Source organism: Actinokineospora globicatena (genome assembly GCF_024171945.1).
Classification (GTDB): domain Bacteria; phylum Actinomycetota; class Actinomycetes; order Mycobacteriales; family Pseudonocardiaceae; genus Actinokineospora; species Actinokineospora globicatena.
This window is the reverse complement of record NZ_JAMTCR010000002.1, coordinates 1073335-1095775: the sequence shown is the minus strand read 5'-3', so window position 1 is coordinate 1095775 and position 22441 is coordinate 1073335. Positions and strand designations below refer to the sequence as shown.

At 70.3% G+C, this 22441-nt stretch carries 21 protein-coding genes; 11 read left to right on the top strand and 10 right to left on the bottom strand.

The window, feature by feature from the left end:
* Window positions 1–38 precede the first annotated feature (38 nt).
* From LV79_RS05200 to LV79_RS05185, 4 genes are all read left to right on the top strand, one after another.
* Window positions 39–1319, top strand: coding sequence for an acetyl-CoA C-acetyltransferase (locus tag LV79_RS05200; protein ID WP_253832569.1), 1281 nt, complete (start codon window positions 39–41; stop codon window positions 1317–1319).
* 112 nt (window positions 1320–1431) lie between these two features.
* Complete coding sequence (locus LV79_RS05195; protein ID WP_253832567.1) at window positions 1432–2625, top strand: ATP-binding protein; 1194 nt, start codon at window positions 1432–1434, stop codon at window positions 2623–2625.
* Window positions 2626–2907: 282 nt separating this feature from the next.
* Entirely contained in the window at window positions 2908–3051 is a 144-nt protein-coding gene (locus LV79_RS05190) for a hypothetical protein (RefSeq protein ID WP_253832565.1), read from the top strand.
* 721 nt (window positions 3052–3772) lie between these two features.
* Complete coding sequence (locus tag LV79_RS05185) at window positions 3773–4234, top strand: hypothetical protein (protein WP_253832564.1); 462 nt, start codon at window positions 3773–3775, stop codon at window positions 4232–4234.
* 58 nt (window positions 4235–4292) lie between these two features.
* Here the strand turns inward: LV79_RS05185 and mctP are convergent, their stop codons facing one another.
* The 8 genes from mctP to LV79_RS05145 form a co-directional block, all read right to left on the bottom strand.
* Window positions 4293–5927, bottom strand: a complete 1635-nt coding sequence (gene mctP, locus LV79_RS05180) for a monocarboxylate uptake permease MctP (RefSeq protein ID WP_253832562.1) — start codon at window positions 5925–5927, stop codon at window positions 4293–4295.
* On the bottom strand, window positions 5924–6193 hold the full coding sequence (locus LV79_RS05175) for a DUF3311 domain-containing protein (protein ID WP_253832559.1): 270 nt from the start codon (window positions 6191–6193) through the stop codon (window positions 5924–5926). The genes mctP and LV79_RS05175 overlap by 4 nt, the downstream gene beginning before the upstream one ends.
* A gap of 264 nt (window positions 6194–6457) precedes the next feature.
* On the bottom strand, window positions 6458–6679 hold the full coding sequence (locus tag LV79_RS05170) for a hypothetical protein (protein ID WP_253832557.1): 222 nt from the start codon (window positions 6677–6679) through the stop codon (window positions 6458–6460).
* 142 nt (window positions 6680–6821) lie between these two features.
* Complete coding sequence (locus LV79_RS05165; RefSeq protein ID WP_253832555.1) at window positions 6822–8645, bottom strand: phosphoenolpyruvate carboxykinase (GTP); 1824 nt, start codon at window positions 8643–8645, stop codon at window positions 6822–6824.
* 422 nt (window positions 8646–9067) lie between these two features.
* Entirely contained in the window at window positions 9068–9796 is a 729-nt protein-coding gene (locus LV79_RS05160; RefSeq protein ID WP_253832553.1) for a hypothetical protein, read from the bottom strand.
* Between the two features lie 99 nt (window positions 9797–9895).
* Window positions 9896–11725: a dynamin family protein gene (locus tag LV79_RS05155; RefSeq protein WP_253832551.1), complete on the bottom strand. Its 1830-nt coding sequence runs from the start codon at window positions 11723–11725 to the stop codon at window positions 9896–9898.
* Window positions 11722–12213 carry a nucleotide exchange factor GrpE gene (grpE, locus tag LV79_RS05150; protein ID WP_253832549.1) on the bottom strand — a complete coding sequence of 164 codons (492 nt, stop codon included), beginning with the start codon at window positions 12211–12213 and terminating at the stop codon, window positions 11722–11724. Before grpE ends, LV79_RS05155 begins: the two co-directional genes overlap by 4 nt.
* Before the next feature lie 87 nt (window positions 12214–12300).
* Window positions 12301–13887: a dynamin family protein gene (locus LV79_RS05145; RefSeq protein ID WP_253832547.1), complete on the bottom strand. Its 1587-nt coding sequence runs from the start codon at window positions 13885–13887 to the stop codon at window positions 12301–12303.
* A gap of 168 nt (window positions 13888–14055) precedes the next feature.
* Between LV79_RS05145 and LV79_RS05140 the strand changes: the two genes are divergently transcribed.
* Window positions 14056–15216, top strand: a complete 1161-nt coding sequence (locus tag LV79_RS05140; protein ID WP_425547589.1) for a sensor histidine kinase — start codon at window positions 14056–14058, stop codon at window positions 15214–15216.
* A 21-nt stretch (window positions 15217–15237) separates the two neighbouring features.
* Window positions 15238–15894 carry a response regulator gene (locus tag LV79_RS05135; protein WP_253832545.1) on the top strand — a complete coding sequence of 219 codons (657 nt, stop codon included), beginning with the start codon at window positions 15238–15240 and terminating at the stop codon, window positions 15892–15894.
* Between the two features lie 463 nt (window positions 15895–16357).
* Here the strand turns inward: LV79_RS05135 and LV79_RS05130 are convergent, their stop codons facing one another.
* The gene (locus LV79_RS05130; protein ID WP_372495325.1) at window positions 16358–17263 is read right to left on the bottom strand and encodes an SDR family oxidoreductase; all 906 of its coding nucleotides are present in this window, start codon (window positions 17261–17263) and stop codon (window positions 16358–16360) included.
* 20 nt (window positions 17264–17283) lie between these two features.
* Complete coding sequence (locus LV79_RS05125) at window positions 17284–17868, bottom strand: TetR/AcrR family transcriptional regulator (RefSeq protein ID WP_253832541.1); 585 nt, start codon at window positions 17866–17868, stop codon at window positions 17284–17286.
* Window positions 17869–18120: 252 nt separating this feature from the next.
* Here LV79_RS05125 and LV79_RS05120 point away from each other — a divergent pair, with 252 nt between their 5' ends.
* The 5 genes from LV79_RS05120 to LV79_RS05100 all read left to right on the top strand — a co-directional run bounded on the left by LV79_RS05120 (window position 18121) and on the right by LV79_RS05100 (window position 22394).
* Complete coding sequence (locus tag LV79_RS05120; protein ID WP_253832539.1) at window positions 18121–19065, top strand: ABC transporter ATP-binding protein; 945 nt, start codon at window positions 18121–18123, stop codon at window positions 19063–19065.
* A gap of 4 nt (window positions 19066–19069) precedes the next feature.
* On the top strand, window positions 19070–19834 hold the full coding sequence (locus LV79_RS05115) for a hypothetical protein (protein WP_253832537.1): 765 nt from the start codon (window positions 19070–19072) through the stop codon (window positions 19832–19834).
* A complete protein-coding gene (locus LV79_RS05110; protein WP_253832535.1) occupies window positions 19834–20559 on the top strand; it encodes a hypothetical protein in 726 nt (241 codons plus the stop codon). The genes LV79_RS05115 and LV79_RS05110 overlap by 1 nt, the downstream gene beginning before the upstream one ends.
* A 156-nt stretch (window positions 20560–20715) precedes the next feature.
* Window positions 20716–21651 carry an ABC transporter ATP-binding protein gene (locus tag LV79_RS05105; RefSeq protein WP_253832533.1) on the top strand — a complete coding sequence of 312 codons (936 nt, stop codon included), beginning with the start codon at window positions 20716–20718 and terminating at the stop codon, window positions 21649–21651.
* A complete protein-coding gene (locus LV79_RS05100; RefSeq protein WP_253832531.1) occupies window positions 21648–22394 on the top strand; it encodes a hypothetical protein in 747 nt (248 codons plus the stop codon). Before LV79_RS05105 ends, LV79_RS05100 begins: the two co-directional genes overlap by 4 nt.
* The last annotated feature ends 47 nt before the right edge of the window (window positions 22395–22441 follow it).

Genomic DNA, 22441 nt, shown 5'->3' with positions numbered 1-22441 from the left:
TGGTAGCGCAGGTCCGAGCCCCTGTTCAGGAGGACGCAATGGCCCAGAGTCACGTGCGCCGAGTCGCGGTCCTCGGTGGGAACCGCATCCCGTTCGCCCGGTCCAACGGGCCGTACGCGCGGGCGTCGAACCAGGACATGCTGACCGCCGCGCTCGACGGCCTGGTCGCCCGGTTCGGTCTGCAGGGGGAGCGGCTCGGCGAGGTCGCGGCGGGCGCGGTCCTCAAGCACAGCCGCGACTTCAACCTGACCCGCGAGTGCGTGCTCGGCAGCAGGCTCGCCGCCGACACCCCCGCCTACGACCTCCAGCAGGCGTGCGGCACCGGTCTGCAGGCGATCGTCCAGGTGGCCAACAAGATCGCCCTCGGCCAGGTCGACTCGGCCATCGCGGGCGGGGTCGACACCACCAGCGACGCGCCGTTGCAGGTCAACGAGGACCTCCGGCGGATCCTGATCTCGCTCAACAGCGCCAAGTCGGTCGGGCAGCGGCTGCGGCTGCTCGCCAAGATCCGGCCGGGTCACGTCGTGCCGGACATCCCGCGCAACGCCGAGCCGCGCACCGGGCTGTCCATGGGCGAGCACGCCGCGGTGACCGCCGCGCGGTGGGGGATCAGCCGGGAGGCGCAGGACGAACTCGCGGCCGCCAGCCACCAGAAGCTGGCCGCCGCCTACGACCGGGGGTTCTTCGACGACCTGGTCACCTCCTACCAGGGCCTGTCCCGGGACCAGAACCTGCGGCCCGACTCGACGGCCGACAAGCTCGCCGCGCTCAAGCCGGTGTTCGGCGGCGAGAGCGGCACGATGACAGCGGGCAACTCGACCCCGCTCTCCGACGGCGCGTCGGCGGTGCTGCTGGCCAGTGAGGAGTGGGCGCGGGCGCACCGCTTCCCGGTGCAGGCCTACCTCACCTTCAGCGAGACCGCGGCGGTCGACTACGTGCACGGCGACGAGGGCCTGCTCATGGCCCCCGCCTACGCCGTGCCGCGCATGCTGGCCCGCGCCGGTCTCACGTTGCAGGACTTCGACTTCTACGAGATCCACGAGGCGTTCGCCTCGCAGGTGCTCGCCACGCTGGCCGCCTGGGAGGACGTCGAGTTCGCGAAGGACCGGCTCGGCCTGGCCGAACCGCTCGGCTCGATCGACCGGTCGAAGCTCAACGTCAACGGCTCGTCGTTGGCCGCGGGGCACCCGTTCGCCGCGACCGGTGGCCGGATCGTGGCGACCCTGGCGAAGCTGCTGCACGACCGCGGCGCCGGGCGCGGCCTGATCTCGATCTGCGCGGCGGGCGGCCAGGGCGTCACCGCGATCCTGGAGAAGTAGCCACCTCTACCACTCTCTACCTAAGACGCTAGATAGGGCTAGACACCGCAATCGGCCGGGCGCGCCGACGGAAATATCGGGCTGACGCTAGACGCGCCGATACCGTCGCATGATGGACCCGGTGCGCAACCCCTTCGCCCCTGGCGCGGGCCAGCGCCCGCCGGAGCTGGCTGGCCGCGAGAAGGAGCTGCGGGCCTTCGAGGTCGTGCTGGAACGGGTCGCCAGGGGCAGGCCGGAGCGCAGCCTCGTGCTGACCGGGCTGCGCGGGGTCGGCAAGACGGTCCTGCTCGGCGAACTGCGGTCGATGGCCGTCCGGCGCGGCTGGGGCGCGGGCAAGATCGAGGCGCGGCCGGACGCCGACCTGCGCCGCCCGCTGTCCGCCGCGCTGCACCGCGCGATCCGCGACCTCGCCGTGCGGCACCGGGCGCCGGAGCGGGTCGAGCAGGTGCTCGGCGTGCTCAAGGCGTTCGCCCTCAAGTCCAACCCGGACAGCGCCAAGCTGCGGGAGCGCTGGCAGCCCGGCATCGACGTGCCCGCCACCCAGGGCAGGGCCGACTCCGGCGACATCGAGATCGACCTGGTCGAGCTGTTCACCGAGGTCGCTGAGCTGGCCCAGGACGTGGGCACCGGGGTCGCGGTGCTCATCGACGAGATGCAGGACATCGGTGCCGACGACATCTCCGCGCTGTGCGCCGCCTGCCACGAGCTGTCCCAGTCCGGCGCGCCGCTGGTGGTGGTCGGCGCCGGGTTGCCGCACCTGCCCGCCGTGCTGTCGGCGAGCAAGTCGTACTCGGAGCGGCTGTTCCGCTACGTCCGCATCGACCGGCTCGACCGCGCCGACGCCGACCAGGCTGTGCTCGTCCCGGTCGACCGCGAGCAGGCCGGGATCACCCCGGACGCGCTGGCCGCCCTCTTCGAGCGCTCCGGCGGCTACCCGTACTTCATCCAGGCCTTCGGCAAGGCCGCCTGGGACGCAGCCCCGGCCGACCCGATCACCGCCGAGGACGTCCTGGTCGCCGCCCCGGAGGCGGAGGTCGAGCTGGCGGTCGGGTTCTTCGGCTCCCGCTACGAGCGCGCCACCCCGGCCGAGCGGGAGTACCTGCGGGCGATGGCCGAGCTGACCGACGGGAAGGACGAGAGCGCCGGGACCTCGGACATCGCGGTGTTCCTCGGCCGCAAGCCGTCGTCGCTCTCGCCCGCGCGCGACAGCCTCATCAAGAAGGGCCTGGTCTACTCCGCCGAGCGCGGCCGGATCGCCTTCACCGTGCCGCACTTCGGTCGCTACCTGCTGAACATGGAGGAGTGACGCCGCTTCTGGCGCACTCTCGCAGCATCTAGCCGTCTTCCTAGATATGCCTATACACCGCGATCGAGGGTCGCGGTGTGCCCGCGCGCGTTAGCACGTTGTTCCCCAGCTCACAAGAAACCGGACACTATCCGGTGAGCTCCAGGTCACTACCGATGATTCATCGGCATGTGCGCCAGTTCACCGGACAGATACGTGCTTTCCGGGGTCTGAGGGTGCATACTTGAGTCATGCCACTCAGCCAGAGCGGCCAGCAAGGTCCTTAGAGGGGAAGCAAGAGCAATGAACGTGACCGCGAAGATCCGAGCCCGCCGCGCCGAGGCCCGCACGCGCAAGGCCGTGAACCGCGCGATCGACCAGGCCGCCACGCCCGCGATGCGCCACGAGCTGATCGCACTGGCGCAGACGCAGAACGTCTGGCGCTGACCAAGACTCGGGCCGGAGATGTGATGCAGGGCACATCTCCGGCCCGTTGTAACACGACCGGGGCGCTTCACGATGTTCCGGTTGACCCCGTAGTGCTGGCGGACCCCCGACCTGGCAGCACTACGGGGTTTCCTTATTTTCCAGGGCTTTCACGCCCGAGGCGCGGTAGGCCGGTGGACCGTTCCCGGCCCCGGGGGCACGTTCCACCCGTCACCCGGCCGGGGAAGTGGCCCGGTTCGCCAGTCGGCGAACGGCACCCCCGTCGCCGCCGCGAGTTCACCCCGTCCGCTCACCGCGGCCCCGCGAGCGTCGATCAAGTGTCGACCGCGCGCGACCAACGGAGCGTGACCGAATTTCACGTGCAACCATGGGATTGCTCCGTGCGGATGAAACGGACATGGGCACCGAGCGTCGCCGGATTGCTCCGCCTGGATTGCCAGGTATGCGGTCGATTGCGCCAACCGCGTCCGCACTACTCCACCCGTTCAGTTCTACAGCCGACCGATGGCGGTCGTCGTAGGCCATCCGCAGTAGCAGTGGGTCAGGACATCACCCGATAGGTGAGGCGGATCACAAGGATGCCGCTCACCGACGAACACGCTCCGCTTATCGTCTACTACCCAGTAGTTACCTACCTGGCAACGCCGGAGCGAGGAAACTGATCGGTAGTCGCAGTACCACGAAGGAGCCTGACACCTTGGCCGTGACAGGAACGGAGTCCGTGGGCACGGACGTCCGCCGCACGTTGCACCTCACCTTCGAAGACCCGGCACTCCCGGCGCGGCCCCTGCCACGCCGGGCGGTGGACCGGTCCACCAAGGCCGACCTGGTCGGCAAGGCGGACCGGGTCAACACCGTCCACCGGGTCGACCTGGCCGACAGCTCGCGGGTCGGCAGCACCACCGAGGTCACCACAACCGAACCCGCCGAGACCACCGAGCAGGCCGACACCGTCGTCGCCGCCGAGCCCGTGGTCGCGCCGGTGCGCAGGCCCAGCCCGCACGCGCGGGCGATGGTGTTCGCCGAGCGGCTGCTCGGCGGGTGGGCACCGACGCTGCACCTGGCGATGCTGCTGGTCGCCTGCGTCACGTCGGGACTCGTCGTGCTCGCGGTGCTGGCCGGGATCGTGCCGGCCCTGCTGAGCGCGGCACTGCTCGTCGCCATGGTGGCGATGCGCCGCTGATGCACGTGCGAAGGGGCGGGGTCCGGATCCCGGGCCCCGCCCCTTCCGCTGTCGTGGGTCAGTGCGCGCCGACCGGGCGCAGCTTCGCCGAGTCCTCGTCGACGTGGTAGTCGGCGGGCTCGGTCTGGTCGATGCCGTTGAAGACCTTGAACCTCCTGGCCACCACCGTGATGAGCACGGCGACCACCAAGTTTGTCACCAGGGCAACGAAACCGACGTAGATCTGCACCGTCGACCCACCGAACGGGTGCCAGCCGAACAGGTTCAGCTCACCGAGCTTGAGCGCCGAGGCACCGAAGTGCTTGCGCTTGCCGTCGGCGCTGGGGATGTTGTAGAGCATGATCATTCCCCAGCCCATGCCCGCGATCCAGCCGCCGACCAGGCCCCAGATGTGGAACCAGCGGGTGTAGAGCGCGATCGCGACCGCGGGCAGCGTCTGCAGGATCATCACGCCGCCGATGAGCTGCAGGTCGATGGAGAACTGCGGATCGATGAACAGCACGAAGGCCACCGCGCCGAACTTGACCACCAGCGAGGCGAGCTTGGCCTGCTTGGCCTCCTGCTTCGGGGTGGCGTCGCGGCGGAAGTACTCCTTGTAGATGTTGCGGGTCCACAGGTTCGCCGCCGCGATGGACATGATGGCCGCGGGCACCAGCGCGCCGATGCCGATGGCGGCGAACGCGACACCCGCGAACCAGGCCGGGAACTGACCGGCGAACAGGTTCGGGATGATCGTGTTGGTGTCCGGGTTCCCGGTGGCCTGGTTGATCAACGGCTTGGTGCCCGCCGCGATCGCCACGAACCCCAGCAGCGCCAACAGCCCCAGCAGCAACGAGTACGCGGGCAGCGCCGACATGTTCCGCTTGATCACGTTGCGCCCGCGCGAGGCGAGCACGCCGGTGAGCGAGTGCGGGTAGAGGAACAGCGCGAGCGCGGAGCCGAGCGCCAGGGTGGCGTACTGCAACTGGTTGTTGGCGTTGAGCAGGATCCCGTCACCCGGCGCCGGTGTCGCCTTGAACTTCTCGTCGGCCGCCTGGAAGATCTCGCCCCACCCGCCGAGCTTGATCGGCAGGTACACCACGGCGACGATGATCACGACGTAGACCAGGATGTCCTTGACGAACGCGATCAGCGCGGGCGCGCGCAGCCCGGACTGGTAGGTGTAGACCGCCAGGATCACGAATGCGATCAGCAGCGGCAGGTGCCCCACGAGGCCGGAACCGTTGAGCCCCAACGTGCGCAGCACCGCCTCCAACCCGACCAGCTGCAGTGCGATGTAGGGCATCGTCGCCACGATCCCGGTGATCGCGACGAGCAGCGCGAGCACCGACGAGCCGTAGCGGCCGCGCACGAAGTCCGCCGGTGTCACATAGCCCTTGGCGCGCGACACCGACCAGATCCGCAGCAACGGCATGAACGCCAACGGGTACAGGATCACCGTGTAGGGCAGCGCGAAGAAGCCGGCCGCGCCCGCGCTGAACATGAGCGCGGGGACCGCGACGAAGGTGTAGGCCGTGTAGACGTCGCCGCCGATGAGGAACCAGGTGATCCACGAGCCGAACTTGCGGCCGCCGAGGCCCCACTCGTCGAGGTGGTCGAGGCTGCCGCCCGCCTTCCACTTGGCCGCCACGAAGCCCATGACGGTCACGACGCCGAAGAGCACGACGAAGATGACGAGCTCGGTCCACCTCATGCGCCCGCTCCCTCGTCCAGGGTGTCCACATCGCGGTCAGGTCCTGGCGGGGGCGCCGTGGGCTTGTCCTTGGTCTTGGCGAACACGACCGAGGTGGCCAGCACGCCGACCGCGACGCCCGCGAGCTGGAACCAGTAGTAGAACGGCAGGCCGAACAGCGCGGGCCCGGTCCGGTTGAAGATCGGCGTGATGAGCAGTCCGAGTGGGAGCAACAGCAGGAGGTTCCACGAGCTCCAGCGCAGGCCGGAGTGGCCGGGTTGTGTCATCGGTGTCTCGCTCTCCGTGACGGGAGTGTTGCCGCGACACACTAAGGCCCGAGCACCGGTCTCGTCACCAGGTAACTCGCTGTGCGGCCATTTGGCCCTTTGTTGGCGACCGATCGCGCCCGCCCGGCGTCGGTCGCACACCGCTCTCCACAGGCTGTGCACAACCTTGTCCACAGCTTGTGGACAACTCTGCGACGCCTGTGACGTGTGGGACTGGCGAGTAGCGGGTAACCCCGGAGGAACTGTCCCCAGGTCGATCCCCGGTCAGTCCACAGCGCCGGGTACCCGGGCGGCCAGCTCGTCGGCGACGATCAACAGGCACGGCAGGCACCTGGCACCCTCATGCGACCGGGTGACTTTGGCGTAGGGCACGGTGTGCGCGCAGGCGGCCTCCACGAAGCTCGCGGGCCGCTCCCCGGCGGGGAAGGCGTGCACGCGGTCGTCGTAGCCGGAGCGCTGCCAGCGCCACGCGCGGTGGTCCGACACCGACCCCACCTCCTTCTCCTCCTCGGGAACCGCGCACACCTTCCCAGACCGGGCACGACTCGGCTGTGACCCACAGAACAGGGCAACGCAGAACCGGCCCCCACCACGCGAAGTGGTGAGGGCCGGTTCTGTGTGTTGCGGCTCAGCCCAAGCGCTGCTTGAGGGCTTCCAGCTCGTCGCGGAGCGGGGTGGGCAGCTTGTCGCCGATCTTGTCGAACCACTCCTCGATCAGCGGGATCTCCGCGCGCCACTCCTCGGCCGAGACCTCGAGCGCGGCCTCGATGTCGGCGCGGTCGCCCTCGACACCGTCGAGGTCCAGCTCGTCGGCGGTGGGGACCCAGCCGATCGGGGTCTCCCGCGCGGCGGCCTTGCCCTCGATGCGCTCGATGGCCCACTTCAGCACGCGGCTGTTCTCGCCGAACCCGGGCCACAGGAAGCGCTTGTCGTCGCCCCGGCGGAACCAGTTGACGTAGAAGATCTTCGGCAGCTTGGTCGCGTCCGCGCGCTTGCCGGTCTCGATCCAGTGGTTGAAGTAGTCACCGGCGTTGTAGCCGATGAACGGCAGCATCGCCATCGGGTCGCGCCGCACGACACCGGTCTTGCCGACCGCCGCGGCGGTGGTCTCGCTCGACAGCGTCGCACCCATGAAGGTGCCGTGCTGCCAGTCGCGGGACTCGGTCACCAGCGGGATCGTGGTGGCCCGGCGACCGCCGAAGAAGATCGCCGAGATCGGCACGCCCTTGGGGTCGTCCCACTCGGCGGCCTTGGTGTCGCACTGGTCGATCGGGGTGCAGTAGCGCGAGTTCGGGTGCGCCGCCTTCTCCTCCGAGCCGGGCGCCCAGTCGGCCTTCTTCCACGAGGTGAGGTGCTCCGGCGCGTCGCCGATGCCCTCCCACCAGATGTCCCCGTCGTCGGTCAGCGCGACGTTGGTGAACAGCGAGTTGCCCTTGGCGATGGTGCGCATCGCGTTCGGGTTGGTGTGGTAGTCGGTGCCCGGCGCCACGCCGAAGAAGCCGTTCTCCGGGTTGACCGCGTAGAGGCGGCCGTCCTCGCCGAACCGCATCCAGGCGATGTCGTCGCCGATGGTCTCGACCTTCCACCCCGGGATGGTCGGGTCCAGCATGGCGAGGTTGGTCTTGCCGCAGGCGCTGGGGAACGCGGCCGCGACGTAGTAGACCTTGTCCTCGGGCGAGGTCAGCTTGAGGATCAGCATGTGCTCGGCGAGCCAGCCCTCGTCCCGGCCGATGACCGAGGCGATGCGCAGCGAGTAGCACTTCTTGCCCAGCAGCGCGTTGCCGCCGTAGCCGGAGCCGAAGCTCCAGATGAGCCGCTCCTCCGGGAAGTGCACGATGTACTTGGTGTCGTTGCACGGCCACGCGACGTCGGCCTGGCCCGGCTCGAGCGGCGCGCCGATCGAGTGCAGGGCGGGCACGAAGTCGCGCTCGGTGCCGTCGGCGTCGATGAACCGGTCGAGCGCCTTGGTGCCCATCCGGGTCATGATCTTCATCGAGACCACGACGTACTCGGAATCGGTGATCTCCACGCCGAGCATCGGGTTCTCCGCGTTGAGCGGGCCCATGCAGAACGGGATCACGTACATGGTGCGACCGCGCATCGAGCCCCGGTAGAGCTCAGTCATGATCGACTTCATCTCCGCCGGGTCCATCCAGTTGTTGGTTGGACCGGCGTCGGCCTCGTCGACCGCGCAGATGTAGGTGCGCTCCTCCACCCGCGCCACGTCGTTGGGGTCGGAGGCCGCGTAGAACGAGTTCGGCTTCTTGTCCAGGCGGGTGAACGTGCCCGCGTCGACCAGCTTGTCGGTGAGCCGGGTCCACTCCTCTTCGGACCCGTCGACCCAGACCACCTGCTCGGGGGCGGTCAGTTCGGCGACCTCGCGCACCCACGCCAGGAGTCGTTTGTGCGTCGTCGGTGCCTGGTCAACGCCAGGGATTGTCACTGCCGTCATCTCGCCTCGTCTCCTGACTGAACGCCGAAATGCCGATCAGGACGCCACCGAGCTGACCGGGGACGGCGGCGTCCTAACCGAATGGCTGAGCCCCCGCCCATGTCGAGCGGGTGCGTGCCGTGAAGGAATGCATATGAGGCTAGCGGGGTGACGGCGAGGTAACCGATACCTTGCCTGTCGGTTCTCTCACAAGAACGATAAGGGAATCGATTCAGTACCCACTTGCGAGCCGCTAAATCGACCGATCGGACGTCCGGATACCGGACAGTCGTGACTCACCGTGAGCCGGCCCACGGCTGACCTGGCCAAACAGGGGCGGAAGCACGAGATCCCGGCACGCGTGGGCGCACCGGGATCTCACTCAGCGTGGTTCGAGATTACCGCGTGGGAATCATCTCGCCCGCTGGTCGTAACGCTGGGGCTCAGCCCTGCCAGTTGGCGTCGGAGCCGGAGGTGGGGGCGGTCGCGGCGGTGTCCGACTCGTAGGAACCGTCGGCGTTGATGTGACCGGTCTCGACGGTGGTCCACTCGTCCTCGCCGGAGTGCTGGGCCACGGTCACGTCGCCGTCGGCCTCGATGACGACGGCCTCGTCCGCGCCACCGTCACCGTCGCTGTCGGTGAAGACGTAGGTGTTGCCCTGCTCGTCGGTCACCACGGCGGTGTCGTTGGTGCCGTCGCCGTCCGCGTCGTACTGCGCCTCGCCCGCGTCGACGTCACCGGACTTGGTGTCGACGGTGATGTTGTCGCCCGAGCCGCCGTGGTTGACCGGGGTCGCGGCGTCGTCGTCGTTCGCGCCCGACTTCGAGCCCGCGTCGTCCGCACCGTCGCCGCCGGGGGCCTCGACGGAGTTGGTGCTGGCCTCGGTCCAGTCGCCGGACGCCTCGTCGTACTCGGCGGCCGCGAGCACGTTGCCCTGCTCGTCGAGCTGGATGGCGGTGTCCGCGGTGCCGTCGCCATCGGTGTCGGCGAAGGCGACGTAGCCCTCTTCGGTCTGCACGACCGCGGTGTCGTTGTCACCGTCCTGGTCGTAGTCGAAGTTCTCCTGGACCTCGTACTCCTCGCCACCGACCTCGACGGTCAACTCGTCGTGGCCCGCGTCGGCAGTGGTGTCGGTCGCGGTGTCGTCGGCGCCGGTCTCGTCAACGTACACGGGTAGCCCCCTCTGGCTGATCCCTTGGCGGGATGCTCAATGGCTTGTTGTTGGCGGTATGACTGACGCTTCGCCCCGCTGGTTCCCGCCGTTACGCCGTTAGTTCTTGTCGCGAACGGACCGGATACCGGCAAGGAGCCTCTCCGCCCGTTCTTGCCCGGCGACCACGTCTGTCAGGCGCTTGTTTACCACGGTCACGCGCTTCTGCCGCTCGCTCACGTCAAGTCGTAATGCTTTGTCGACCTCGCGCAACTGCTCCTCGATCCCGGTGATCCGCTTGCCGAGCGCCTCGTCGAGGGCAAGGGAGAGCTGGGATTCCGCGTCGATCAACTGCTCGGACACCAACTGGTCCAATGTGGACCGGGCATCGGCGATGGAGTCGTTGAGCCACAGCTTCATGTGCTGCTTGTCCGCGGTGTGCTTGCGGGTGCGCGCGATCCACCACCCGGCGCCGAGGCCGATGACGATGGTGGGTACCAGCAGGATCGGCGCCGCGATCGCGCCAGCCAGCGGGATGACCGCCATCTTGCCCGCGCCGATGCCGCCGGAGACCCCCATGAACACCAACAGCTTGTCCTCGGCGGTCGGCAGCCGCTTCTCCGCCGCCCGCAGCACCACCTGGGAGGTCCCGGCCCTGGCGAACTGGCCGCGGATCACCGCCAGCTCGTCCTCGCTGAACAGTTCACTGAGGACCGAGTCGGCCACCTGGTTGAGCCGGGTGCCCACCGACTCCGAGACCTTCCCGCTGACCATCTGCATGGCGGCGTCGACGTGCGCGGGCAGCCCGCGCAGCTGGTCGCGGTCGGCGACGTCGATGGCCTGGCGGAACCAGGCCTGCAGGTCGCGCATCTGGCGGCTGACCTCGTGCGCGTTCTCCAGCCGGGCGCGCTGCACCTCGCTGCGCAGCTTCACCTGCCAGCCGCGGGTCGACGAGCGGCGCTCCGCGGTCAGCTCGTCCTTGCGCGAGCGCAGCGCCTCGGCCTCGGCCTCGCCGGTGGTCAGCGCCCGGCGCTCGTTCTCCAGGGTCACCTTCAGCTCGCCGAGCGAGGACGACAGCGCACGCAACGTGTTGGCCTCGCCGAGCATCGCGGACCGGCCGACCAGCAGGGACTGCAACGAGGTCACCAACTCGGCGATGCCCGAGCGCTCCTTGAGCATCTCCGCGGCCTCGGGGTTGGGCGCCTTGCCCGCCAGTTCGAACATCCGCGAGGACACCGGGTGGAAGATGGCGTCCTTGAACCGCGGTGCGTGTTCGACCAACAGCGCCTTGTTCGCCTCGAGGACCTGCCGCCAACCCCGATAGGCGTCCACTTTGGACAGAACGAAGACCACGGTCTCCACCCGGTCGCCGACGTTGGCCAGGAACGAGAGCTCGCCGACGGTGAACGGCGCCGAGGCGTCGACGACGAACAGCAGTGCGGTGGCCGACGCGGCCGCCTCGATCGCCAGCTCGCCGTGCACCGAGTCGAGCCCGCCGACCCCGGGGGTGTCCACCACGACCAGCTTCTCCAGCAGCGGCACCGGGCCGTCGACCTCGACGTAGCGCGGCGGCAGCTCGCCGTCTGGCAGCTCGTGCGCCGCCGACACCCAGTTGACCAGCTTGGCGATGTCCACCGGCACCGGCGCGAGCTGACCGGGGTAGCAGGCGCGCGCCTCCCACTGCTCGGCGTGCCCGAACACCAGGTAGGTCGCGGTGGCCACGTCGGCATCCACAGGGGACAGACCAGGCGTGTCGATCATGGCGTTGACCAGGGAGCTCTTCCCCCGGTTCGTCTCGCCGACGACCACGACCGACGGCTTCTTGCGGCGCCGCGCGCGGACCTGCTCGACCCACTGCGCCGACTCGGGCGCCGCCTCGCGCAGCAGGGTGAGTAGCTGCTCCCTGGTCTGGGCGACCTGCTTGGGGAGGGAGACCTTGGGCTGGGTCATGCGGTCTTGCCCGTGTAGACGGTGACGATCGGCGGCCGCAGCAGCTGCCCCCGGTCGCTGAACCCGACCACCTCGGTCTCGGCGACCGTGCCCTGCAGGCCCGCGTCCTCGGTGACCAGCGTGCCGCCCGCCTCGTGGTGCGCCGGGTCGAACCGGTCGCCGTCCGGCCGCACCGCGGTCACCCCGACGGCGGCCAGGCCCTCCTCGATCCGTTCGGCCACACCGGAACTGCGGGCCCGGTCGTGCGCGTAGAGGCACAGCGACACCAGCGCCAGCCGCTCGCTGACGGCCTGGTCGTACACCTCCGGCGCGATGCTCACCAGCGCGGGCTCCACCCGGAAGTCGTCACTGAGCTCCTCCTGCGACACCGCTTCCCCCTCCCGCTCGACGACCCGGTCCACCTCGCGGTCGGCCTCGGCGATCACCGCGGCCCGGACCTCGATCGTCGAGTCCTCGTCCTTGCGCTTGTTCTTGAACCAGGAAGCCATCCGCCTCACCCAGCCTGTCGGCGCCCATGTGCCGCCGAATCGTATAGCCGGCCGCCCTGGCACCCACCCGGTTCCGCGCGGTCGGGCTCAGCTCCCGCTCTGGGCCTTGAGCTGCTGCCAGATGAGGAAGTACGCCCGGTGCACCACGTGCGCCACCCGGCTCTGCGCTGGGGTCGCGCCGAAGGAGGCGAACGAGCGCCACCACCCGGCGCGTTCGAGCGCGTACGCGCTGAGTTCGTTGTGCGGGCGGCCCTTCATGCCCAGCTGCTCGCCGATGTCGGCGTTGCTGCCGACCCGCAGCACCTCCACCGCGAGGTCCTCCGGCATGTCGACCGCGCCGGAGGTGACCAGGGTGAGCGCCTCGAGCAGCCGCAACTGGTGGGCCTCGGGCTTGGCCAGCAGCACCTCGATGGCGTCGTGCACCCGCTGGCGCTCCCCGGGGTCACCGGAGGCGTGCGCGAGCGCGGTGACCGACGCCAGCGCGGCGGCGGCCTTGATGCCGTCGGCGCGGGCGCGGAACACCGCGTCCAACCTGGACCGCACGCCAGCCAGCCCGGAGGCGTCGAGCAAGGACCTGCGCAGCGCGCCCGCGGTGAGGTCGGGGTCGGCGCGCAGCGCGTCGACGGCGTGCCGGATGCCGAACAGGTCGAGCTTCTCCAGCAGCCGGACGCGGGTGCCGGTCGGCACGTCGCACTCCCAGGTGGTGAAGATGTCGGCCGAGATCAGCATCGTCTCCCAGATGGCGTCGTCGAGCTGGGAGAGCGACCGCAGCGCGTCGGCGTCGGCCGAGGTGAACCCGCCGGACTCCGCGGACTCGGCGATCAGGCCGATCACCGGGATCACGTCGGCGACCCGCGGCTTGAGGGTGGCGGCCTGCTTCTCGGCCAGCAGGGTCGCGGCCTTCCACACGTCGCCGTCGCTGCCGGTGACCGACTCCGGGGTGATCGTGTCGGCCTTGTTCAGCACGGCGATGGCGTTGACCGGACCGGCCTCGCGGCTCGCGGTCGCGGCGGTGAACGCGGCGAGCGCCTGCTGGTCGTCGGCCCGCACGCCCTGCGTCACCACGTACAGCACGGCCTCGGCACCAGCGACGGCGTTGCGGGAGGTCTCGTCGAGCTCGTCGTCGCCGTCCTCCTCGCCGTCCTCGCCGTCCTCACCGTCCTTGCGGTGCTTCGCCGCGCCCAGCAGCTGCTCGGTGCGCTTCACCGAGGCCAGGTCGAGCGACCCGAGGCCCGGGGTGTCGATGACGGTCAGGTCCCGCAGCACCGCGTTGGTCAGGTAGGCCTCCAGGTGCGAGACCTTGTCGAAGTCCACGTCCAGGTCGGCCGGGATCATCCCGCCGACCTCGAACGGCAGCACCTGCTTGGTGCCGTCGAAGAACACCAGCTCCACCCGGTCGACGGTCCCGTACTGGAACCGGGTGACCAACCGCGTGCACTCCCCGACGTCGGTCGGCGCGATCCGCCGCCCGATCAGGGCGTTGACCAGTGTGGACTTCCCCGACTTGATCCGACCGGCCACCGCGACCTGCAACGGGGCCGAGAGCCTGCGCAGCACCTCCCGGAACCCGGCCGCGGTGCGCGCGGACACCTGCGGCTGCAGGCGCTGGCACAGGTTCGCCACCGACGCCGACAACGGTCCAGCGAGGTGCTGCTGCTCGGTCGCGCTCGACAAACCCGTTCCTCCCCTGATCGCCGAAGCGAATGGTGCCATGCGCCCGGCACCGGTGTCCGCGAACTCCTCGCTCAGCCTGCGGTCGGAGATGGCGATGCGACGGCGGGTTGACGCGGGGGGCAACCGGCTGTGCCTACGCTCGGCACCGTGCGGAGGCTCAGTCTGTGGATGAAGGCGCACCCGATGGCGGGTGACGTCATCATCGCCGCGTTGCTGGCGGCGCTGGAGTCGATCTCGCTGTTCGCCACGATCGGTGGGGTTCACCCGTTGGCGTACTGGCTGGTCGGGCTCGGTCTGCTCGGGCCGCTGGTGATCCGCAGGCGGGACCCGCTGCTCGCGGCGTACCTCATCCTCGCGGCCGGTCTGGTCCAGCTGCTGACCCACGGGCCGAGCCCGGACGGGGTGGACGCCAGGATCAGGGTGGGCGACATCGCGCTCGGTATCGCGCTGTACACGACGGTCGCCTACGTGGGGCGCAGGCAGGGCGCGCTGTACGTGGTGTGGCTGACCATCGGTGTCGGGGCGTGGGCGACGTGGCGGATGACGCTGCCGGAGTCGATCCTGCCGACGCTGGTGATCGTGGTGATCTTCGCGTTCTGCTGGGTGCTCGGCGAGTTCTCCGGGGCCCGGCGGGCCTACCACCTCGAGGTCGAGCGGCGGCTCGCGCTGCTGGAGACCGAGCGCGACCAGCAGGCCAGGATCGCCGTCGGCCAGGAACGCGCCCGCATCGCGCGGGAACTGCACGACGTGGTGGCGCACGCGGTGAGCGTCATCGTGGTGCACGCCGACGGCGCCGCCTACGCGGTGCGCTCGCAACCGGAGGTGGCCGAACGGGCCATCCGCACGATCTCGGCGACCGGCCGGGAAGCGCTGACCGAGCTGCGGCGGCTGCTGGGGGTCCTGCGCAGCGACGAGGGCGAGACCGATCGCACCCCGCAGCCGGGCACCCAGTCCATCTCGGACCTGGCCGAGCGGGTCCGCGCGACCGGCGTCCCGGTCCAACTCGACCTGGCAGGCGAGCTCGACGACCTGCCAGCCGGTGTCGGCCTCGGCATCTACCGGATCGTCCAGGAAGCGCTGACCAACACGATCAAGCACGCCGGGCCGGGCGCGACGGCCGCGGTGGAGGTCCGGCGCGTCGGCGACCGGGTGGAGCTCGACATCACCGACCTCGGACCGGGCACCACCCGGGTCGGCCTCACCGCGGGCGGCAACGGCCTGATCGGCATGCGCGAGCGCGCCAACGTCTTCGGCGGCACCCTGCAGGCCGGTCCGCACGCCGACGGCGGGTGGCGGGTGCGCGCGGTGCTGCCGGTGACGACCGCGTAGGGGAGGGCTACCTTGGGCCGCGTGATCAGGGTTGTGCTGGTGGACGACCAGGAGCTGATGCGGGTCGGGTTCCGCATGGTGCTCGGCGCGCAGGAGGACATGGAGGTCGTCGGCGAGGCGGGCGACGGCCGGGCGGCGATCGAGCTGGCCGACAAGCTGCGCCCCGACGTCGTGCTGATGGACGTCCGGATGCCGGTGCTCGACGGCGTCGAGGCCACCCGGGTGATCACCGAGGCGGGCACGTCCAAGGTCCTGGTGATGACCACCTTCGACCTCGACGAGTACGCCCTCTCCGCCCTGCGCAACGGCGCCAGCGGCTTCCTGCTCAAGGACACCCCGCCCGACGCCCTCGTCTCCGCCCTGCGCTCGGTCGCCAGCGGCGACGCCGTGGTCTCCCCGAGCGTCACCCGCCGCCTCCTCGACCGCTTCCTCGGCCCCGGCGGCGGCGAACTCCGCGACGCCGCCGTGCTCGACGTGCTGACCGAACGCGAGCGGGAGGTCCTGGTCCTCATGGCCCAGGGCCTGTCCAACACCGAGATCGCCCGCAAGCTCTTCCTCTCCGAGGCCACGGTCAAAACCCACGTCGGCCGCGTCCTGTCCAAACTGGACCTCCGCGACCGCGTCCAAGCCGTCGTCCTCGCCTACGAAACCGGCCTGGTCCGCCCCGGCGACGTCTAACTCCGCCCCGCACAGACCCGCCGCTCCACGCCTCGCCTAGGGATGTCCTCGCTGTCCGGCGCCTCTGACCCGGCCCTGACTCCCGCTGAATCACCAGGTCAGCGCCCGATTCCGGCCGCCCCCACGGCCACCCCATGACCGACGCCAGCCGTCGCGGGGGCCGCCTCCGGCACCCCAGCCCCCACCCTCTCCGGGGGGCGTCCCCAGTGCCAGTCTACCGGGGGTGGGGGGTGCGACCTAGGGGTGCGGTTGGGCTGTGGACAACTCGGGGGGTTGTGGATAACTCGACCTGGGGAAACGGGCTCGGCGACGGCGAGATTCAGCCGATCGGGGTGGTTGCGGGCTGGGCGGAGGCGCGGGAAGAACCACAGATGAGACGGCCTGCCTACGTAACACTGAGCGAAGCGGGCGGCCCACGAGACCGGAGCCGGGCAGGCTCAGGTCGGCATCGGGTGCAAGGGAGTCAGCGGTAGGTGGAGGCGTCGACGGTGGTGGGGTCGGTGCCGGGCTTGACGACCTCGTCGTACCAGCGGCCCCAGTCGGGTTGGGTGCCGTCGAGGTCGGTGAAGCCGTATTCGCGCATCAGGGTCCAGCTGGCCATGGTGCGGCCCGCGAACCGGGAGACCGCGGGGTCGGCGGCGAGGGCGGCGATGGCGCGGCCGATGTAGTGCGGGGACTCGGCCATGATGTAGTTCGGGTCCTTCGCCACGCCCTCGCGCCAGTTGGCCTCGGTGACCTCGAAGTGCTCCAGCATCATCTCCGAGCGCAGGAAGCCGGGGGTGACCGCCAAACCGGTGGCGCCGACGGCGGCCAGTTCCGCGCCCAGCCACCGACCGATCGCGCGGACGCCGGACTTCACCAGGTAGTACGGGATGCCGACCGGTCCCGGGTAGTCCTCGACGTCCCCGTCGGTCACCTCGACGACCAGTCCGCCGGGCCGTGCGACGACCAGGGGCAGCAGCCGGTGCAGGGTGATCAGGTGCGTGTCCAGGCCGTTGCGGACGACGCCGATGCCCTTGTCCAGGTCGGACTCCCACCACGGCGTGCCGAACTCGACGAACGGGTCGCCGCCCCAGACGTCGTCCACCAGCACGTCGACGCGCCCGTGCTCGGCGGCGATCCGGTCCCGCAGCGCGTCCACATCGGACACCGAGGTGAAGTCGCAGCGGACCGGGATGCCGACGCCGCCCGCCGCGTCGACCAGTTCCGCGGTCTCCTCGATGGTCTCGGTCCGCCGCATCGGGGACGCCGATTCCCGTGTGGTGCGCCCGGTGACGTAGACCGTCGCGCCTGCCGCGCCGAGTTCGACCGCGATGCCCCGGCCGCACCCGCGCGTGGCTCCCGTGACCACGGCGACCTTGCCGTGCAGCGGCGCGTTCTCCTGCGTTGTCATGCCTGACCCCTTTCCCATGCCCCCAGCACCGCGGTCACGTCCGCGGCCAGCCGGTCGGCGAGCGTCCCGTGCGGACGGACCGACCAGTCGATCGACACCCCGTTGACCAGCGACAGCAGCACCCGGACGGCGATCTCCGGCTCGGGTGCGCCGGGCAGCGCGATGGCCGCCCGGTCGAACGCGCGGGCCAGTTCGGCCCGCATGACCTCGAAGTGCGTGCCGAGCTTGGCGCGCAGCACCGGGTCGATCAGGTCGTGCCCGAGTTGGCCGAGGTGGTTGGCGGCGGTGTCGGCGCTCCCCAACGACAGGAACGTGCCCACCGCCGCGGCGCGCAGCCCGGCGACCGGGTCCACTTCCGCCTCCGCCATCGCCCGCATGGTGCGGGCCACCTCGGCTGTCGCGTGGTCGAACACCGCGCGCACCAACTGGTCCTTGGAGCCGAACCGGGTGGCGACCGTGCCGACCGAGACCCCGGCCTCAGCGGCCACTTGGGCCAGGGTGAACCCCGGTCCACAGCGGCCGATGACCACGTGCGCCGCGTCGAGGAGCCGCTGGTCGGTGATGGTCCTCGGGCGTGGCACCCCATTATTGAACCACGGTTCATTAACCGTGTCACCCAGGCGGACCGGGCTCGCGGATCAGGGTCCAGTCAGGGTCGTCACCGATACCCCGGGCTCTCAGGAACGCGGGAGGCTACGCCTGTGAGTTGACCGGACCGGGGGACCACAGGACGACGCGGGGACACACCCGCGACGGCCACCCTTGGACCGGTCAGCGGGGGAAGGCGCTTGGGGGACGAGCGCAACAGGACGTTTCGCTAGAAGGAGCACACCATGATCGAGGCAGTCGGCCTCACCAAGAGTTACGGCAAGACGCTCGCCGTCGACAACCTGTCGTTCTCGGTCCCGACCGGGCGGGTGACCGGCTTCCTCGGTCCGAACGGCGCCGGGAAGTCCACCACCATGCGGATGATCCTCGGGCTGGACACCCCGACCGGGGGTTCGGCGCTGATCGACGGGAAGCGCTACCGCGACCTGCACCAGCCGCTGCGCACGGTCGGCGCGCTGCTGGACGCCAAGTGGGTCCACCCCAACCGCTCGGCCCGCGCCCACCTGCAGTGGCTGGCGCGGTCGAACAAGCTGCCCGCCAAGCGCGTCGACGAGGTGCTGGAGATCGTCGGCCTCACCGCGGTGGCCAACAAGCGCGCGGGTGGCTTCTCCCTGGGCATGTCCCAGCGGCTGGGCATCGCCGCGGCGCTGCTGGGTGACCCGCAGGTGCTGCTGTTCGACGAGCCGGTCAACGGCCTGGACCCCGAGGGCATCCTCTGGATCCGCAAGTTCATGCACCGGCTGGCCGAAGAGGGCCGCACGGTGTTCGTCTCCAGCCACCTGCTCTCCGAGATGGCGCTCACCGCCCAGGAGCTGGTGGTGATCGGCCGGGGCAAGCTGATCTCGCAGAGCAGCACCGAGGACTTCGTCGCCCAGGCGACCGAGAACACCGTGCGGGTGCGCGGTCCGCGCCTGACCGACCTGCGCGCCGCGCTGGCCCAGGCCGGGGTGTCCACCCGGGACGAGGGCGAGAACCTGGTCGTGTCCGGGATGGACTGCGCCGACATCGGCGAGCTCGCGGCCCGCACGCAGACCGTGCTGCACGAGCTGAGCCCGCAGCGCGGTTCGCTGGAAGAGGCGTTCATGCAGCTGACCGGCGACTCCGTCGAGTACCACACCGAGATCGCCGACGGCCCCACCCCGGCGACCCTCGTGCCCGCGGGGAAGTGACGACATGACCCTCCTCGCCGTCGAACGGATCAAGCTCTTCACCACCCGCTCGCCGTGGTGGTGCACGCTCATCGCACTGGCGCTGACCGTCGGGTTCGGCGCGCTCATGGCGGGCACCGCGGACGCGACCGAGCCGCTGAACATCGCCGCCACCCAGTTCGGCTACGGCTTCGGCCTGGTCGTGGTGATGGTGATGGCGACGCTGGCGATCACCACCGAGTACCGGTTCTCCACCATCCGGGCGACGTTCCTCGCCGTGCCCAACCGCCCGTCCACGCTCGTCGCCAAAGCCACCGTGGTGGCGATCATGGCGGCGATCATCGGCGAGCTCGCCGCGTTCGGGTCGTGGGGCATCGCGAGCGTCATCAAGCCCGATATCGACCTGACGATCAACACCGCGTACGAGTGGCGCGCGGTGGCCGGTGTCGGGCTGGTCTACGCGCTGTCGGCGGTCGTCGCGGTCGCCGTCGGCGTGCTGGTCCGGCACTCCGCGGGGGCCATCGCGGTGCTGCTGATCTGGAACCAGCTGGTCGAGCCGCTGGTGCAGCTGATCCCGAAGGTCGGCGACGACATCCACAAGTGGATGCCGTTCAACATCGCCAACAAGCTGATCACCGGCGACCCGGACCCGACAGCCCGCAACGTGCTCCAGGGACCGCCGCCCTCGGACGCGGTGCTCGGCCCGTGGCCCGCGATCGGTGTCTTCGCCGCCTTCGCCGCCGTGCTGCTCGGCATCGCCATCGTCGTCGCCAACCGGAGGGACGCCTGATGACCACCCTGCTCGCCACCGAGCGGATCAAGCTGTTCACCACCCGCTCGCCCTGGTGGTCCGCCTTCCTCGCCCTCGGGCTCACCATCGGCTTCGCCGCGTTGGTGGGGCTCAACCACAGCGGCGGACCGCTGCTGGTGGAGCACAGCCAGTTCGGCACCCAGTTCGGCCTGATGGTCGTCTCGGTGATGGCGGCGCTGGCGATCACCACCGAGTACCGGTTCGCCACCATCCGGGCCACCTTCCAGGCGGTGCCCAAGCGCACCTCGGTGCTGGTGGCCAAGACCGCCGTCGTGGCCATCCTGGCCGCGGTGATCGGCGAGGTCGCCGCGTTCGGCTCCTGGCTGACCGCCTACGCCATCGACGGCGGCCCGGAGATGGCGATCACCACCGGCGCGGACTGGCGGATGGTCGCCGGGGTCGGCCTGGTCTTCGCCGTCACCGCGGTCATCGCGGTCGCGGTCGGCACGCTGGTCCGCCAGTCCGCCGGGGCCATCTCGATCCTGCTCATCTGGCCGCTGCTGGTGGAGAACCTGGTGGTGCTGATCCCCGGGGTCGGCGCCAACATCCACGACTGGATGCCGTTCACCGTGGCGAGCCGCTTCCTCAACGGCGCCGAGCCGATCGCGCCCATGGGTCCGTGGGCCTCGCTGGCCTACTTCACCGGCGTCGCCGCCGTCCTGCTCGTCGCCGCCCTGGCGGTGGCCAACAAGCGGGACGCCTGATCCACCACGGTCCCACCGGTCATTCGGGGAGCGGTCGGACCTCTCGGGGATGCGGAGCCCGGGTCACCATTCGGGGGTGACCCGGGCTCCCGCACGTGAGCGGCACTTTCCCGGTCAGGCCTGCGGGCGTGCGGGATTGGTGCCAGTATCGGGCGCATGATCGAGGCGACCGGCCTGACGAAGCACTACGGCCGCACCGTCGCGGTCGACAACCTGTCCTTCACCGTCAGCGAGGGCAAGGTCACCGGCTTCCTCGGCCCCAACGGGGCGGGCAAGTCGACCACGATGCGGATGATCCTCGGCCTCGACCGGCCGACATCGGGTGACGTCCGCATCGACGGGCAGCACTACCGCGACCTGCACCAACCCCTGCGGACGGTCGGCGCGCTGCTGGACGCGAAGTGGGTGCACCCCAACCGCTCCGCGCGCGCCCACCTGCGGTGGCTGGCCGCCGCGAGCAAGCTCCCGCGCAGTCGGGTGGACGAGGTGCTCGACCTGGTCGGCCTCGGCGGGGTGGCCGACAAGAACGCGGGTGGCTTCTCCCTTGGCATGTCCCAGCGGCTCGGCATCGCCGCCGCGCTGCTCGGCGACCCCAAGGTCCTGCTGTTCGACGAACCCGTGAACGGCCTGGACCCGGAGGGCATCCTCTGGATCCGCAAGTTTATGCACCGGCTGGCCGCCGAGGGCCGCACGGTGTTCGTCTCCAGCCACCTGCTCTCCGAGATGGCCCAGACCGCGCAGGACCTCGTGGTCATCGGCCGCGGGAAGCTGATCCACCAGGGCACCGTCGACGAGTTCATCGCGCACGCCACCGAGAGCACGGTCCTGGTGCGCAGCCCGGAGCTGGAGAAGCTTGGCGAGCACCTGCTCGGCGCGGGCGCCGGGATCAGCGACGACGGCGACGCGCTCCGGGTGTCCGGGATGGACAGCGCGGCGATCGGCGAGCTGGCCGCGGCCAAGCAGATCACCCTGCACGAGCTCAGCCCCCAGGTCGGCTCGCTCGAGCAGGCCTTCATCCAGCTGACCGGGGACAGCGTCGAGTACCGGACCGCGGAGGCCGCGCAGCGGGCCGGTCAGGAGGAGCGGGCATGAGCGTGCTGAACGCGGAGCGGATCAAGCTGCTGTCCACCCGCTCGCCGTGGTGGTGCGCGCTGCTGGCCGTCGCGCTGCCGGTCGGGCTGACCGCGCTGATCGCCAGCCAGGCCCAGATCGACCCGGGGGACAACGGGGGCAGCGTCCAGGTCACGCAGATGCTGGCCAGCCTGGGGCGCGCGGTGGTCATGGTGATGGCGGCGCTGTCGGTCACCAGCGAGTACCGCTTCGGCACCATCCGCAGCACCTTCCAGGCCGTGCCGCACCGCACGACCGCGCTGCTGGCCAAGACGGTGGTGACCGCGATCCCGGCGATGCTGATCGGCGCCGTGGTCGGCTTCGGCAGCTGGGCGGTGTTCCGCGCGATCAACTCGTTCCCGGCGCTGGCGCTCGACAGCGCGGAGGACTGGCGCGCGGTCGCGGGCCAGATCGTGGTCTACGGCATCACCGCGGTGCTCGCGCTCGGCGTGGGCATCCTGATCCGGCAGACCGCGGGCGCGGTGGCGGTCCTGCTCGTGTACGCGCTGCTGGTGGAGGGCCTGGTCGGGCTGATCCCGAAGATCGGCGACGACATCCAGCACTGGCTGCCGTTCTTCGCCGCGGACCGCTTCCTCGGCGTGCAGGCGGGTCCGCCGATCGACGACCTGCCGCTCGGCCCGTGGGGCTACCTGGCCTACTTCGCCGCCGTCGCGGCCGTCGTGCTGACCGCCGGAATCTTGTCGGCGCAGCGCCGCGACGCCTGAAGGACTTCCGACCCTGGCGGTCGAGCGCGGATTTTCCTACAACAAGC

Excerpts from the sequence above, each read along its gene's own strand:
- LV79_RS05165 (WP_253832555.1), bottom strand. The coding sequence starts at position 8,645 with ATGACGGCAGTGACAATCCCTGGCGTTGACCAGGCACCGACGACGCAC.
- LV79_RS05155 (WP_253832551.1), bottom strand. The coding sequence starts at position 11,725 with ATGACCCAGCCCAAGGTCTCCCTCCCCAAGCAGGTCGCCCAGACCAGG.
- LV79_RS05175 (WP_253832559.1), bottom strand. The coding sequence starts at position 6,193 with ATGACACAACCCGGCCACTCCGGCCTGCGCTGGAGCTCGTGGAACCTC.
- LV79_RS05200 (WP_253832569.1), top strand. The coding sequence starts at position 39 with ATGGCCCAGAGTCACGTGCGCCGAGTCGCGGTCCTCGGTGGGAACCGC.
- LV79_RS05105 (WP_253832533.1), top strand. The coding sequence starts at position 20,716 with ATGATCGAGGCGACCGGCCTGACGAAGCACTACGGCCGCACCGTCGCG.
- LV79_RS05115 (WP_253832537.1), top strand. The coding sequence starts at position 19,070 with ATGACCCTCCTCGCCGTCGAACGGATCAAGCTCTTCACCACCCGCTCG.
- LV79_RS05140 (WP_425547589.1), top strand. The coding sequence starts at position 14,056 with ATGAAGGCGCACCCGATGGCGGGTGACGTCATCATCGCCGCGTTGCTG.
- LV79_RS05120 (WP_253832539.1), top strand. The coding sequence starts at position 18,121 with ATGATCGAGGCAGTCGGCCTCACCAAGAGTTACGGCAAGACGCTCGCC.
- LV79_RS05100 (WP_253832531.1), top strand. The coding sequence starts at position 21,648 with ATGAGCGTGCTGAACGCGGAGCGGATCAAGCTGCTGTCCACCCGCTCG.
- grpE (WP_253832549.1), bottom strand. The coding sequence starts at position 12,213 with ATGGCTTCCTGGTTCAAGAACAAGCGCAAGGACGAGGACTCGACGATC.
- mctP (WP_253832562.1), bottom strand. The coding sequence starts at position 5,927 with ATGAGGTGGACCGAGCTCGTCATCTTCGTCGTGCTCTTCGGCGTCGTG.
- LV79_RS05110 (WP_253832535.1), top strand. The coding sequence starts at position 19,834 with ATGACCACCCTGCTCGCCACCGAGCGGATCAAGCTGTTCACCACCCGC.
- LV79_RS05195 (WP_253832567.1), top strand. The coding sequence starts at position 1,432 with ATGGACCCGGTGCGCAACCCCTTCGCCCCTGGCGCGGGCCAGCGCCCG.
- LV79_RS05190 (WP_253832565.1), top strand. The coding sequence starts at position 2,908 with ATGAACGTGACCGCGAAGATCCGAGCCCGCCGCGCCGAGGCCCGCACG.